The organism is Acinetobacter sp. WC-141 (assembly GCF_000313935.1).
Taxonomy (GTDB): domain Bacteria; phylum Pseudomonadota; class Gammaproteobacteria; order Pseudomonadales; family Moraxellaceae; genus Acinetobacter.
On sequence record NZ_AMSS01000078.1, the window covers coordinates 1 to 13,451 of the forward strand.

At 32.6% G+C, this 13,451-nt stretch carries 14 protein-coding genes and 2 pseudogenes; 11 read left to right on the forward strand and 5 right to left on the reverse strand.

The genetic code is table 11. The features are described 5' to 3' along the window. Positions 1 to 194: 194 nt before the first annotated feature. From ACINWC141_RS15040 to ACINWC141_RS15050, 4 genes and pseudogenes are all read left to right on the forward strand, one after another. Positions 195 to 1,019 (forward strand): annotated as a pseudogene (locus ACINWC141_RS15040) (nucleoid-associated protein); the annotation flags it as partial. Next, on the forward strand, positions 1,012 to 2,178 hold the full coding sequence (locus ACINWC141_RS15045; protein ID WP_009392551.1) for a hypothetical protein: 1,167 nt from the start codon (positions 1,012 to 1,014) through the stop codon (positions 2,176 to 2,178). The pseudogene ACINWC141_RS15040 and the gene ACINWC141_RS15045, both read left to right, overlap by 8 nt. Before the next feature lie 69 nt (positions 2,179 to 2,247). Continuing rightward, positions 2,248 to 2,376: pseudogene (locus ACINWC141_RS20720) on the forward strand (DUF2515 family protein); the annotation flags it as partial. After that, the gene (locus ACINWC141_RS15050) at positions 2,360 to 3,241 is read left to right on the forward strand and encodes a hypothetical protein (protein WP_009392550.1); all 882 of its coding nucleotides are present in this window, start codon (positions 2,360 to 2,362) and stop codon (positions 3,239 to 3,241) included. The pseudogene ACINWC141_RS20720 and the gene ACINWC141_RS15050, both read left to right, overlap by 17 nt. 65 nt (positions 3,242 to 3,306) lie before the next feature. Here the strand turns inward: ACINWC141_RS15050 and ACINWC141_RS15055 are convergent, their stop codons facing one another. Both ACINWC141_RS15055 and ACINWC141_RS15060 read right to left on the reverse strand, forming a co-directional pair. Continuing rightward, a complete protein-coding gene (locus ACINWC141_RS15055) occupies positions 3,307 to 3,525 on the reverse strand; it encodes a DUF6500 family protein (protein ID WP_005078562.1) in 219 nt (72 codons plus the stop codon). Between the two features lie 27 nt (positions 3,526 to 3,552). Next, positions 3,553 to 3,888: a winged helix-turn-helix transcriptional regulator gene (locus ACINWC141_RS15060; RefSeq protein WP_009392553.1), complete on the reverse strand. Its 336-nt coding sequence runs from the start codon at positions 3,886 to 3,888 to the stop codon at positions 3,553 to 3,555. A 116-nt stretch (positions 3,889 to 4,004) separates the two neighbouring features. On the opposite strand from ACINWC141_RS15060, the gene ACINWC141_RS15065 reads away from it, so the two are divergent. The 6 genes from ACINWC141_RS15065 (at position 4,005) to ACINWC141_RS15090 (ending at position 9,289) form a co-directional block, all read left to right on the forward strand. After that, positions 4,005 to 4,562, forward strand: coding sequence for an NAD(P)H-dependent oxidoreductase (locus ACINWC141_RS15065; RefSeq protein ID WP_009392566.1), 558 nt, complete (start codon positions 4,005 to 4,007; stop codon positions 4,560 to 4,562). Between the two features lie 131 nt (positions 4,563 to 4,693). Then, positions 4,694 to 5,035 carry a DHCW motif cupin fold protein gene (locus tag ACINWC141_RS15070; RefSeq protein ID WP_001017481.1) on the forward strand — a complete coding sequence of 114 codons (342 nt, stop codon included), beginning with the start codon at positions 4,694 to 4,696 and terminating at the stop codon, positions 5,033 to 5,035. 625 nt (positions 5,036 to 5,660) lie between these two features. Next, positions 5,661 to 6,539 (forward strand): sce7726 family protein, encoded by an 879-nt coding sequence (locus ACINWC141_RS15075; protein WP_002062281.1) that lies wholly within the window; start codon positions 5,661 to 5,663, stop codon positions 6,537 to 6,539. Continuing rightward, positions 6,505 to 7,428, forward strand: a complete 924-nt coding sequence (locus ACINWC141_RS15080; protein WP_009392533.1) for a sce7725 family protein — start codon at positions 6,505 to 6,507, stop codon at positions 7,426 to 7,428. The genes ACINWC141_RS15075 and ACINWC141_RS15080 overlap by 35 nt, the downstream gene beginning before the upstream one ends. Before the next feature lies 1 nt (position 7,429). After that, a complete protein-coding gene (locus ACINWC141_RS15085) occupies positions 7,430 to 8,470 on the forward strand; it encodes an RES family NAD+ phosphorylase (RefSeq protein ID WP_009392555.1) in 1,041 nt (346 codons plus the stop codon). Positions 8,471 to 8,557: 87 nt separating this feature from the next. Further along, positions 8,558 to 9,289: a Fic family protein gene (locus ACINWC141_RS15090; RefSeq protein WP_009392521.1), complete on the forward strand. Its 732-nt coding sequence runs from the start codon at positions 8,558 to 8,560 to the stop codon at positions 9,287 to 9,289. A 32-nt stretch (positions 9,290 to 9,321) separates the two neighbouring features. Here ACINWC141_RS15090 and ACINWC141_RS15095 read toward each other — a convergent pair whose 3' ends face one another. From ACINWC141_RS15095 to ACINWC141_RS15105, 3 genes are all read right to left on the reverse strand, one after another. Next, entirely contained in the window at positions 9,322 to 10,326 is a 1,005-nt protein-coding gene (locus ACINWC141_RS15095) for a hypothetical protein (protein WP_009392562.1), read from the reverse strand. Positions 10,327 to 10,395: 69 nt separating this feature from the next. Next, complete coding sequence (locus tag ACINWC141_RS15100) at positions 10,396 to 11,484, reverse strand: YagK/YfjJ domain-containing protein (protein ID WP_009392542.1); 1,089 nt, start codon at positions 11,482 to 11,484, stop codon at positions 10,396 to 10,398. Positions 11,485 to 11,770: 286 nt separating this feature from the next. Then, entirely contained in the window at positions 11,771 to 11,995 is a 225-nt protein-coding gene (locus tag ACINWC141_RS15105) for a helix-turn-helix transcriptional regulator (RefSeq protein ID WP_034678854.1), read from the reverse strand. Positions 11,996 to 12,081: 86 nt separating this feature from the next. Between ACINWC141_RS15105 and ACINWC141_RS15110 the strand changes: the two genes are divergently transcribed. Further along, positions 12,082 to 13,392 (forward strand): hypothetical protein, encoded by a 1,311-nt coding sequence (locus ACINWC141_RS15110; RefSeq protein ID WP_009392534.1) that lies wholly within the window; start codon positions 12,082 to 12,084, stop codon positions 13,390 to 13,392. Positions 13,393 to 13,451: the final 59 nt, after the last annotated feature.

Consider the following 13,451-nt stretch of genomic DNA (forward strand, 5'->3'; position numbering starts at 1 on the left):
GTTATTTTATAATCATCGAAGAATTCAAAAGGGTTTGGGTTTTAAGACACCAAATCAAATGGCCGAAGACTTTTATAAGTTGGCTGCCTAGAATCTCCCAAGGGAAAGTCTCCTGATAATTCAGCGTATATCAATATTCAAAACTTACGGGGAAATCTTTTGGAACTTTTGAAGCTAATTTAGATAATTACCCAACTCAGAAATACCTTAAAGAGTATTTGGATGGAGAAAATTCTTTTCATGAGTTATCAGTTAAATTAATGGAACGTCTTGAGTTCTGTGCTAAAAATCAATCTTTAGCTAAGGGTGGGTATGTTTTAATATCGAAAATGTCTATTGGAGCAGAAGACTATTTTCTTGTAGCCGTTGTAACTGATGTGTTAGGTACAGCTATTACTGAAACATATGAAGTGGTTGATAGTATGCATATTGATTTGACCCAACTACGTGTGGTTGGACGAATTAATTTAACAGAATGGCTTAGTGGAAATGCAAAGTATATTAGTTTTTTAAAAGGTAATTCAGATGTATCTAAATACTTTAAAGAATTTATAGGTTGTAATGATGTTCATGCAGTATCTGCTGAATCAAAAAAAGTTGTTGAGGTACTTAAAAGATTTGCTAGCTCATTAGAAGGTAAAACTGATCAGGAAAGAGATACAATTATTGATAATGCATTCAGCTACTTAAAAGAATTAAGTGTTTCTAAAAGAGCTTTGAGTTTAGATGCTCTAGCAAATCATGTATATCCTGATGATCCTGAAACTCTTAAAGCTTTACTTGGCTCAGATGAGTATAAAATTATCGATGGTTTTATTCCTGATGGTCGTAGTATTAATGGATTACTAAGATACGAAGGTAAGTCAAAACACTGGACTCTTAAGTTCGATCGAGTAGCAGTTAGGAGCCATCACTTAAGGTATGATCAGAAAAATCGAATCATTACTTTAAGTGAAGTCTCGGAAAGTTTACATAATGATTTAATTGAAGTAATTGGTGAAGAGGAAGAAGATGAGTAATGACCCAAATTTTGAACTATTAAGTTCAATTTATGATGAAATGGTATTTCAAGACCATTATCGTCATGGGGAATTATTTATAAAAAATGAGACTGTCCTAGAAAATCTAAAAATTTGTTTGGCTGATGTTCACACCTTTGGTTTATCAACTCTTATAGATATTGATGAATTGAAGGTTAATGATAAAATTCTATTAGATCGCGGTGAGCCATTGCCGCGTATAGGACATTTTAATATTAATTTTAAGGATTTTTTAGCTAATATAAATTTAGTTAAATTTCCAAAAAAGAACTTTTATTTTTTAGAAGATAAATTGTCTAGCCTTAATCCTGATATAGAAAATATAGAATACTTTAAAAGATATAAAGCTATATTAGAATTTATAAATGAAGTTTTAATACCTAGTGCAGTTTATTTTGATAAAGATTTTCAAACTTTAATCTATTTAAGTGATAGGAAGATTGAAATTCCAATAAAATATAATTTTGAAGATTTGATGTCTTTAAATATAGATTTAATTTTGAAAATTAGAGAATATTTTTTCGAAGATACACATAAAGAGCAAAAATTATCTATTATTTCAGAATCAGTTAAGAATATAGGTTCTGGAGTAAGTAAAAATTTTAGATTTAAACATATTTTGGAAAATCTAAGTGATTTGAAAAAAAGCTTTGATAATGGATATAAACTATTTGTTGCAAGTTTTTCTTATGAAAAAATTAAAGACGAAACTGAATCAGCAAAAATTGAAGAGATGACTAAAATATATAAAGTCATTTCAGATGTTCAGAATCATATATTAGGTATTCCGATTGCTACTGTAGTAGTAGGGACGCAAATGAAAATAGTTGCTAATAGTACAGGGCAGCTTGTGATTAATACTTGTATATTATTGGGTGCTTTATTTTTTACATTACTAGTTTCATTTGTAATGAATAATCAGAAAGATACTTTAAATATAATAAAGCTTGAAATTGATAGAAAGAAAGATTTGATCGAAAAAAAATATGCTTCTGTTGAGGAAATAATAAAGCCAGACTTTAAGAATCTGTATAAAAGGATTGAGTTTCAAGGAATTGTCTTGTGCGCAGTAATTTTGGTGGTTTGGCTTGGTTTTATTGCTACAGTAGTAGCTTATTTTATATTAAGTTTTAATTGACTGTTAATAGGGTTATAAACTTGGTTTAAATATAAGGATTCTTATGATGGTTTATATTTATAGCATTCTCATCATCTATTAATTCAAAGCGATAAAGGAAGAGATTTTTTAGAAAAAGAATTAGGAGTTATTGCAGGATGGGGTGATAGCAAAGCAGAGTTTAAAGTAGGGAAAGATAGTAATGACGGTAAAATTTAAACAATATTTCTTAATTTTTATTTTCGGATTATTACTATCAGCTTGTCAGCCAACCGCAAAATATAATGAGAGTTCAGGTTCCCATCAGCAGGCCTACACTTTGCATATGGGTGAACAAGGTATTCAAGATTTTTCAAAATATAGTGATGGCAATGTCGATAATCATCCAGCTGGCGTTAGCTTTAGAGAACTTCAATTTTCTTCTCCTAACTTAGGAAAACTAACTATAGAGAATGGTTCTAACACTTTATCGATTGAGCATGTTTTCTCTGTATTAGGAACTCAATATGATAAAAATGAAGGGATCCAAGTTTTAGATATTGATGCTGGTCTCACAAAAGAAGAGTTTGCTACTCCAGAGCAGATTTATCAAAGCTATGTAGCTTTAATGAAACGTATTAATCAGGCTGGTTGGAAAAACTATTTCTTTACGGATGCTCCGCGTATCGCTAAAGAAGATAATATTAAACATCTATCGAAAAGTCGTGATGTCATTGACCCAAGTTATATTTTTAGTTTTGAGGAGTGGAAAAATATAATAAATAATAGTCCTACAAAATCATTGGGTTATAGGTTGTACGCTAATGGGGTTATTTTAGATATCAGTTTAAAAAGAACAGCTAAGAATGAGCGGAATGAAGAGCAATATATGCTTAGATTTAGCTTTCAAAGTGTTCGTTACAATGAAAGAGATTCAATTCCTGATTCTGACAAAATGACGCCTAGCGAATTCGAGCAAGCGTTTAAAAAAAGATTAATGGAAAATAAAAAATATCGGGAAAGGGAAGAGAAAAAAGCTAAGGCTGAGGGCTATCATATCGATGAAGAATATACAGATCCTGATGTTTGGCGATATGTTAAGTAGGTGTTTTTTAAATAATAAAAAGGCTTAAGTTTTAAATTTAAGCCTTTTTCAAATAACTCTAATTTTTAGCTTTCACTTAAAACTAACTCTTTAATCTTCACTGCCTTCTCAAAGTGATCTAGCTTATGCTCCATAATCCACCAATGTGCTGCTTCCATCAGTAACTCGGGGTTATCATTCTTATTTTTAAAAAAAGCATAAAAAGACAGACCGACATTGTCTCCTTTCTTCTCAATTTTATCATCGCATCCCTTAATAAAAATTTCTCTTAATTCATTTCTCATATTTAGTATCACTTCAAGTCTATAAAACTAAGACGGCTTATTTTGCTCGCCCCATTGGCACATCATATCTAACAAAGGAATTAAAGATTGTCCTCTTTCTGAAAGACGATATTCGACTTTCGGCGGAATTTGAGGATATTCCTTACGATGAATCAGTCCATCTCTTTCTAATTCTTTGAGCGTATTACTTAAGGTTCTAAAAGAAATATTGCCAATGCAGCGTTGTAGCTCATTAAAACGCATGACTGTTTTTCCATAAAGCCAATACATAATAATCATTTTATATTTACCATTAATTAAAGAAAGGGTGTAGCCAAAACCCGTATCTTCTAATGGCGTATAAGTTGGAATGCAGTCATCCATTTTTAAAACCTACACTATCTTTTAGTATAGTATATAACATAAATTACCGTACTTATATTTAGGAAAGCACACTTCTATAATCGATTTATCTACTTTTCGATAAGAGTGTTTTCATAATGAAAAAGACATTAGTCATCGTTACTCATCCTCACATAGACCAGTCTGTTGTAAATAAAAGATGGATAGAGGAACTAGAAAAACACCCAGACCAATTTACGGTTCATCAAATTTATCAAGCCTACCCAGACGGAATAATTGATGTTGCTAAAGAGCAAGCGCTTGTAGAAGAACACGAAAATTTAGTGTTTCAATTTCCAGTGTATTGGTTTAATTGCCCACCGCTTTTGAAACAATGGCTTGATGAGGTTTTGACGTATGGTTGGGCCTATGGTTCAACAGGCGACAAGCTTAAAAATAAAAAGTTTATGTTGGCTCTATCTGCTGGTGCTCAAGAAAAGGTTTATTCAGAAAGTGGCGAATATCAAATTTCTTTAGAGAAGATTTTTATTCCATTTGAATTAACAGCTCTTTATGTCGGAGCAGTCTATCAACCGCTTCATGCATTTTATGGTTTAGACACAAACCCTTCAGAAGATGACGATGTTCCGACTCAGCAAGACATCGAAAATAATGCGGTTGAGTATGTTCAGAAGTTGTTAGCGTTGTCTGAGTAGGTTTAAAGATAGGAAGGCCTAAATGAGTGAGTTTGGGCCTGCTGGTGTCTTTATGATTTATTAATAAATCATTTGCAAAAATTAAATTTGTCTATAAGTTGAAAATACAATAATACGTCTTTGGAAAAATTATGAATATCGCGCCTTTTCCATTTCAAATTACAAACTGGGAAGAGATTGAAGTCACTGAATATAGCGGTGAAACTGGAAAAGCTTATTGGAAAACTCAATTTTTTGGTGAAGAAACAAATAAAATTAGGGTAAGACTTGTTGAGTATTCAGCAAATTACTTAGCAGACCATTGGTGTGAAAAAGGGCACATATTATTTTGCCTAGAAGGTGAGCTAGAAAGTAGATTGAAAGACGGGCGAACATTTACTTTAACTTCAGGCATGAGTTATCAAGTAGGCGATAACTCCGAGCCACATCAGTCTTTTAGCTTGAATGGTGCGAAGTTGCTTATCGTTGATTAAATTGATTTTATTGACTCTAAATAAAAAAGACCTAAATCAAAACGATGTAGGTCTTTTTTTGAATTCTGGCGAGAGAGGGAGTCATATTTTAAGGTTAAGCTATTGATAAAATTAAATTAAAAAAATATAAATTTTATTTTATCCCCCAATCGTCCCCCAGTCTTTAAAAATTATTAAATTTAGACGACACATATCCTGTCATTTAAAGCGATTGTAAACTAATGATTTAGCTCATGTTGTAATGCATAAGTTATTAGTTTTTGAAAATAGAAAATATAAATTAACTATTGGCTTAGTAGGGAAAATTATTGTTTGGAAAAGTAAGATTTCTATTTATGATCGAGAGCGGGGCAAGATAACTATTTAAAAAAAGTATCTCTAAGAAGCTACATGCACCATAGTGTCGTAATGAATCTATTGATCATCAAGAGTTGTGATATCCAATACATTCTACCTAGGGGGCTTCTATTGAGGCTATTTAACAAGTTTTATGCCTAATGTAAGTTAACAACTGGTTAGAGCTTTATTTGAGACTTGAATTTTTGTTACGGGATGACTTACAAATGTTTAGGGTTTATCATTTCAAGAGAATATTTAGCGAGGTGTTATCAATGGTTGGCAATCAATGAGCTTAGATAGTAGGGCTATTGCTAAAGTGTTTAATAGCAGTGTTCTTAATGAAATTTCTAATGGTAATTTTTCCTATGTTGAAAAAATTGCCAGCAAATACTTTTGCTCTGACGACCAGATTTCACTTAGAGATTTTTATCAGCATGCGTTTAGCTATTTGCAAAATCATTATCAAAACGAATATTACTATAAGAGCTTAATTGTAAAAAAAATATTACTTGGTAGGCACTCGCTAAATACTGCAACAATGTTAACGGAATTTAGAGTTGGCGTAAATAAGGCAGATTGCGTCATTCTGAATGGTAAGTCGACTTGTTATGAGATTAAAACAGACTATGACTCATTAGTTAGGTTGGCTGATCAATTAGAGTCGTATACGCAACTTTTTGATGAGGTGTATGTCGTTTGCTCTTCTAAGTTTCAACAGGCAGTATTAGAGTTGGCACCAATTGGTGTTGGTATTTTAGAGCTTAGTGAAAGGTGTACCCTCAAAATGGTACGTAAAGCACAAAATAGAACCAACCCAATAAACAAAACGCTATTAATGCAGTCTTTGAGGCAACATGAGTATAAAGAGTTGGCAGAATTGCTAACTGGTGAGCAAATTAACTTACCTAATACTTTGTTGTATCACGGATGCCTCTCAGTAATAGAGAGTGTTGCGGATGATAAAACATTGAGCAATAAATATATTAAAATTCTAAAAAAATCTAGGAAAAATAATGATAGACTGATCAATAATTTGCCAAACTCTTTAGCAAATGCAGCTATTAGTTATAGATTCAGAAAAAGTGAAATGGATGCATTGATAAAGTACTTTAATAATAATGAGGGGTTGTATGTATTATCCGATCTTGAGAGGGAAACTCAATGAGTTTTTAGCTTTGAGAGAGCTAGCCTCTCTTTCATTGCAAAATCATTTTTGCCCTGTTATTGAGCCTGTTCGAGAAGATTTATCAGCACTTAGACGAGCAGTTTTAGAGCTAAATACCAATAATATTAAACCACTTATCATTATTAATCCTGTTATTGGTGAGTTTAAGGGGCAATTTTCAAATATTACTGATAGTTTAAATCATGGTTCTGATCTGCAATACATACCATGTTTTATTTTGCATGATAGTATTGATGGAGTACCTTCAGAGGTTAAAGCGTTGGGAGAATATGCGCTATTTGTTACTAGAGGAATTGATCAGCAGGTAATTCAAGAGTCAAAAGAAGCTGTACTTACATTTGTTAATCATGATATTTCACCTAATGTATTGATATTATTGAACAATGTGGTATTGTGCGGTGATTTCTTTAGAAGTCAACTACGGAACGCTGATTATCCTGAAGAGTCTTCTTTTTCAGCATTGCACACATACTATAATAAACCGTATCAAAATTTGGTTGTAGGCTTTAGTGACTACACAATTACTGGACAAGACTTTTCAGAGTCTGGTGGACCAGCATATGTTGTGACGATACACGTTTCTTATATTGATCCTAAGCGATTTAACGAAATGTTTATTAGGCATTACCTATCTTACGAAGATGGAACTCCTGCACAACCAGGGGCCAAATTTTTAAGTGCTTTACAGCTTTTAATTAAAGACATAGAAACTGGCTCAGTTCCTTTTGTTAAAACTACAGCACTTTCGGAATTTATAACATTAAATATTAAACGACATTTCCCTGGTTTAGGGCAAGTTAAAAAAATTTGTATTAAACATCATATTGAAACCCTTATTGATTATTTGAACAATGAGAAAGGTTCGTAGAATGAGCGTCTGTTGTGCTAACTGTTTTAACGATAATCAATTAAAACACTTTATTTTAAATGAATGTCATGGGGGAGCTTTAAGCCGATGTTCTTTTTGTCGAAGTGAAGGAGTGCAGTTAATTGATACAGGGCTTCTTTCTGAGCACTTTGAAACATTAACAAAAGCCTTCGATGTGGTTGAGTCTGATGGGCTAAGTTTGGTTGATGCTTTACAGCAGCATTTTTCAATATTTAATGAAAGGATAAGTGATAAAAATACATTGTTGAATCAGATATTCAAAGATAATCAGCAATTATTAAGTAATCAATATAAATATTCTTATACTGATTTATGTACACATGGGTGGGCTTCTTTTAAGGATGAAATTGTTAAGCTCAACAGATTCTTTCCGCAAACACATATATATAAAGAAATTTTCTCAAAAGGTGATGGTTCTAGAGTTTTCTTTGAGTTGACTGAAACACTACTTTCCACATATAGCCAAGGGGATGCCCTTTTTAGAGCCAGATTATCTGAGACCATGCTTACAGCATCGGAAATGGAGAAGCCACCAGCCAACTTAGCTTCTGCAGGGAGAGCTAATCCTGTTGGGATACCTTATTTATATTTGTCAAATAATATTGATACATGTATTGCTGAAGTTAGACCAAGTAAAGGTGCCAAGATTTGCATTGCAACTTTTAGGTTAAATAATCAAATCAAACTTTTAGATTTAACGAATCCTAGAGAAAGGGCAACCTTTCTATTTTTTAATGATACCGAGTTGAAAGAGGCACTGGATTATACGGCATTATTAGAAAAGTTTTCTTACGAGCTATCACTACCTGTCTTACCTACAAGAACTAATCTAGATTATATCCCTACTCAATTTATTTGCGAGTTTTTTAAAGCCGTTTGCGGATATGCAGGAGTAATATTTAAAAGCTCATTTGGCTTTGGAGACAATATAGTTTTATTTAATGATGAAGATATTACCTGTGAGAGAATCATGCAATATGAGATTTCAGAAGTTATTAATAAGCATAGCTCTATAAGTTAAGTTGATTCCTCTTAATAGCTCCTAAAATCACTATATTGAGCATTCATAATGCATCACAAGGTTTATTAAATAGAGGTTGCTTAAACCATGTTTGAGATCATTGATGATTTAAAAGCTAAATTAGATCAGCATCGACCTCTTTCGTCTGCAATTGTTAAAAATCTACATGAAGATTTGATCCTACGCTGGACTTATCACTCGAATGCGATCGAAGGTAATACCTTAACCTTATTAGAAACTAAAGTTGTTCTAGAGGGGATTACAGTAGGTGGGAAGGCATTAAGGGAGCATTTTGAAGCGATTAACCATCGTGATGCAATTTTGTACGTTGAAGATATTATTAAAAAACAAGAACCGTTTTCAGAGTGGCAAATTCGTAATATTCATCAATTGATTTTAAGAAATATTGATGATGAGAATGCAGGTCGATATCGTCAGCAAAATGTCTTAATCTCAGGTACTACTACCAACCCTCCAGATCACACATTGCTCAATGACAAAATGGCTCAATTTATAGATTGGTATAATCAAGAAGCTCACAAATTACATCCAGTTGAACGAGCAGCCAAAGTTCATTCTGATTTTGTGGGTATCCATCCTTTTGTGGATGGGAGTGGAGGTACATCTCGATTGTTGATGAATCTTGAATTGATGAAAGCTGGTTATCCACCGAGTGTGATTACTGTCGAAAATCGTTTAGCCTACTATGAGGCACTTGATCAATGGATGGCTTATAGCAATAGTGAGCCATTTAATAACTTAGTTGCTGCTGTTGTATTGGAGGGATTCAAGCCATATCAAACAGTTTTAGGAATCTAAGAAAGTAAAAGAAGGGCAAAAGCCCTTCTTCATCAATTTTTACTGTCACACTCTATGTATATGAATTTTGGTGATATGAATTCAGATTCATAATAGACATATTTGTATTTTTCAACTTGTTGTCCAAATTCCGCTTTCCATACTTTTTCATTCATACCGTGAATATTTTGCAGATCCATAAACCAAGTGGTCTCATAGATGCTTAATGAAATATTGGAAGTTGGTGCAACAATCATGTAGTTGCCATTTCGTAAAGGAATACAATCTTTCATTGAAAGAGATTGATATTCTCGTTCTGTAGCACAATATACAGTTAAGACGTAGTTATTTGATAAATTACGTTGTACACAAAAAAATAAAGCTAATATTTCTGATTGATGATTTTCATGAAATTGATCAATCATATCTGAAATTTGTTTTGCAAGCCCTTGCTCTATAAATGCTTTATCACGAAATTCACATTTTTCCATGTGAAATGTATAAGTGAAAACATTAAGATTAAAACGTTGATGAATTTTAAATAGCTTTTTCATCACAGGTACATTTGCTTTGCGTATTTCTTTGATTAACATAATTCGCTTATCCCGATCAGCGATTGCAATTTTACTGGTTGAATGGCTTTTTAACTCACCTACGAATGTTTCTACAGCAAATTGTATGTTATGAACATATTGTTCGTTGTGTAGAAGATTATGATTAATAGGGCCATTCAAGGTGTAGCCCAAATTTGCATATGCCTTATGCAAAGCTTTGACACTTTCACTGATTTTGTAAAATGAATGTTGTAATAACAAAGCATTGATTGGTTGTACATTCTGTAGATACTCAAACACGTGATATGTAGGTGGGCAATTACTGACATAGTATTGGGTAAATGTCTGACCATTTTTTTTGGTTTTTTGCTTGAAAGGGTGATAGTTGGGATTCGTCACGATTTGTGAAACTGTTTGCATGATGGATAGGTTCAACTCACCCAAACAAAAATTAGGTAGATTGGTACTTTCTGCCGTATTGGTAGGTTGCATTGGCATGTTCATTATGGTCTCGTTTTTTTAAATATGGATATTGTTGCTCTCTAATTGAGAGCATCTGTGGGATGTTTTGAATTAGACTGATATTGATCCCGTACTGAGCTTACGAGGTCTCCCAGCATTACTTTTTTCATACTTACGAGTGCTATAGCCAAACGTACGATGGTTCGTAAGTGTTTTCTCAATGATAAATTGATCAACTTTGGTTATGTAATCCACGACCATATACAGTGCGTTGATTTTTTCTAGGTCATCATGAACAAGTGTGCCAATTGCGAGTCTTCTGTAAGAACCTTTGTTATGGTTACAGCTATGATAAATGCCTTTATTTAGGGTAATCTCTTTCCATAATTTAGCGAGTTGATCTATAAAGAAAGTCTCTTGTTTATGGATATTGCCATCCATGAAAAAGATAAAATGATAATGATAGCCTTTCTGTATGCCATACTCTAATTTCCAAATATAGCCAACAATGGAAGGTACTTTGTCATTTGGCGAATGGAGCTTTTTTAAGAAAATGCTCATGTATGTTTTTAGTAGTTCAAGTGTGATTTGAAAATTTCGATGGATGGATAAATCAATTCGAATTACCAGTAATTTACTGAATTTAATAATTAATTTTTGGATTAGCCTTTTAGCCTTCTTGTTCTGATTTAAGCTTTTTTCTTTGCGTAGTTCTACTGCTTTTTTATAGTCTATATCAGTAGATAATGCTTTGAAGAGACGTTGGTAGAACTCATTTAAAATTTGAGCTTTGGGCTTGTAATGAGTTGGGCTGATCGCTATTGGCTCATTGTGAGCAAGTTGCCAAAAGTTTGTAGATGTATCATTTACAATATGTGCAGGGAAGCACTCTACGTATATCTTACGGAATAGGTCAGTCTCAGCACTTATGTAATTGAAATCAATTATAAATCGTGGATCAATGTTTTTTAATGCATCATGTAAAGGCCTGTGATTAATTTTGTAAGATTGCTTTTTATCGGGATGAAGAACGTAGATTAAAATCTTTCCATCTTTGTGCGTTTTTTTTATGACTTGAATGATTCTATCCTTCTGTAATGCTTCTGGATCATCAATTATTACAATGCTTTTATCATCCACCTTATGTATGGAATATTTTTCATAATTATCATTAGGATAATCATTTAGGTCTGTGTTCATATAATGCCCTTTCAGGTAAATTTTAAGTAAGTGAATCCCTACCAAGGCATGGTTAGCCTTGGTATGAGTCGTGATATGTTTGATGTAGGTTTTAGACGAGTTGTTGAATGAATAATAAATCTAATTAAATTTATTATTTATCAATAGAATATATTGATTATTAGTACTTACTAATTAAATATAAAATCCTAAATTATTGAAAAATATGAGAACCATAATTCCGACAATCCATTTCATCTATTCTTCAGAAATATCGACCTTCCCAGTTGAAAGTCGGTTTGGAAAGTTAGCAGGTACGTTGCTTAGCTTTAAGCTCAAGCCAATGAACTAATTCATGCTCAAACCACCCAACTGCATTGGAACTAAGCTTGATGGGCTTTGGGAAAGATGGATCGTAACTTTTCGATTTCTTATTTAATTTTTCATATATGACTGACCGACTTACCCCTGTAAACCCAATTACTTCTTTGAGTCGAAGGATGGTTGGTCTTGGATATATATTTGATTGCATGGTGTTTAACTCCGTGATTGAATAAGCCAAAATTAACAGCAAGTCTTTGGACAAAAAACAGCGGATCTAATTCCGAATGGGGAAAAATGAATCAGAAGCAAAAAGAACTGCTTAAGACAGCATGTCTAATACGCACTCAAAGTTTTATTGAACAAGAATTTGATTATTTTTCTCTACTTAAATCTCAGCCTGAATTATTAAACTCATTGAAAGAGTTAAATGAATATGTTCTGAATTTATTCATACAAAAATCATGGGCTACTATTGAGGAAAAATTACACCCATCTATGGGCAAAGTAGAACAAATCCTAAATCTGAATTCTCAAGATTATTTTAATTGCGAGGTGATAGCCTGTTTTTGGGGGAATGTTCAATATGGACAAGATTTTAAGAATCCGATCCATAATTGGTTTAATCTCAATTCGACTAGAGAGTTTCATTCAGCTTATTTTGAAGTATTATCTTTAATTCGAAAAAACGCTGATTTTAATGCTATATATTTAAAGGTGCAGCAATTAGCTAGTTGCTATGATTTAGCTGCTTTGAGCTATCGCACTCAGTTAGATTTAGATAAATATATAATTCCTATGTATTTAGAGTTTTTTATGGGATTGCAGACTCTATCTTATAGGAAGGAAAATTTCGAAGGTTACTATGCTTTAGTTAATTTTCTTACTCCAATAGATACATTGAAACGTGGTGCTAGTTCAGTATTGCTGCAACCATTAAACCATCTATCTTGGAGTAACTTGGTTGGGCGAGATAGTGAAAATAAAATTGTGGAAATGCAGGAAGGAATTTTACATTTTCAAATTCCCATAGGTGAGGACTCTTCATTTCATGAAATATTTTTTTCAAATTATTATGCTCTGTACTTACTATTGAATAAAAACCTAACATCAAAAATTTGGAAAAATATTGAAGAACTGGAAGAAATTCTTGAATTTTTATCAAAAAAATTAACTTCTAAAAAAAATGCACATATGAAAGAAAAGTCTACATTAGTTGCATATGAGACATTAATACTCGAATATTTTTGTATGTTTAAAAAAGATGAATATTGTAAAAATGGGCTATCTGAACCAAATGGGTTTAACAAGTTTTTATATACGGCTTTGACTACTGAGCTTAATAAAATAGCAGATAGTGGTTATAAGTTTGAGCATCCGTCCTACAAAGAGGGGCTGGAAGGTGTAGAAATAAAATTAACCAACAGTGAGATACGTTTATCTCTAAAGCATGAGTCAATTAGAAAGAATCTTGAGAGAAGAAAAAAATTACATCAATTACCCCAAATATTAAAACAAGAAAATTCCGTTCAAGATAAATCTCATGTAGTGGATTTTCTTAAAATTTCAGAAAAATTAGGTGATTATCATTTTTGTGAACGTAAGTAATATTATTCAGAAGAGAGAACACCAGCATTAACCGTGTTCTCTCTATTTTATAGCCTGAC

What these genes read in the sequence shown, in the direction of transcription:
- ACINWC141_RS15045 (WP_009392551.1), top strand. Translation starts at nt 1,012, where the DNA reads ATGAGTAATGACCCAAATTTTGAACTATTAAGTTCAATTTATGATGAA.
- ACINWC141_RS15050 (WP_009392550.1), top strand. Translation starts at nt 2,360, where the DNA reads ATGACGGTAAAATTTAAACAATATTTCTTAATTTTTATTTTCGGATTA.
- ACINWC141_RS15055 (WP_005078562.1), bottom strand. Translation starts at nt 3,525, where the DNA reads ATGAGAAATGAATTAAGAGAAATTTTTATTAAGGGATGCGATGATAAA.
- ACINWC141_RS15060 (WP_009392553.1), bottom strand. Translation starts at nt 3,888, where the DNA reads ATGGATGACTGCATTCCAACTTATACGCCATTAGAAGATACGGGTTTT.
- ACINWC141_RS15065 (WP_009392566.1), top strand. Translation starts at nt 4,005, where the DNA reads ATGAAAAAGACATTAGTCATCGTTACTCATCCTCACATAGACCAGTCT.
- ACINWC141_RS15070 (WP_001017481.1), top strand. Translation starts at nt 4,694, where the DNA reads ATGAATATCGCGCCTTTTCCATTTCAAATTACAAACTGGGAAGAGATT.
- ACINWC141_RS15075 (WP_002062281.1), top strand. Translation starts at nt 5,661, where the DNA reads ATGAGCTTAGATAGTAGGGCTATTGCTAAAGTGTTTAATAGCAGTGTT.
- ACINWC141_RS15080 (WP_009392533.1), top strand. Translation starts at nt 6,505, where the DNA reads ATGTATTATCCGATCTTGAGAGGGAAACTCAATGAGTTTTTAGCTTTG.
- ACINWC141_RS15085 (WP_009392555.1), top strand. Translation starts at nt 7,430, where the DNA reads ATGAGCGTCTGTTGTGCTAACTGTTTTAACGATAATCAATTAAAACAC.
- ACINWC141_RS15090 (WP_009392521.1), top strand. Translation starts at nt 8,558, where the DNA reads ATGTTTGAGATCATTGATGATTTAAAAGCTAAATTAGATCAGCATCGA.
- ACINWC141_RS15095 (WP_009392562.1), bottom strand. Translation starts at nt 10,326, where the DNA reads ATGAACATGCCAATGCAACCTACCAATACGGCAGAAAGTACCAATCTA.
- ACINWC141_RS15100 (WP_009392542.1), bottom strand. Translation starts at nt 11,484, where the DNA reads ATGAACACAGACCTAAATGATTATCCTAATGATAATTATGAAAAATAT.
- ACINWC141_RS15105 (WP_034678854.1), bottom strand. Translation starts at nt 11,995, where the DNA reads ATGCAATCAAATATATATCCAAGACCAACCATCCTTCGACTCAAAGAA.
- ACINWC141_RS15110 (WP_009392534.1), top strand. Translation starts at nt 12,082, where the DNA reads ATGAATCAGAAGCAAAAAGAACTGCTTAAGACAGCATGTCTAATACGC.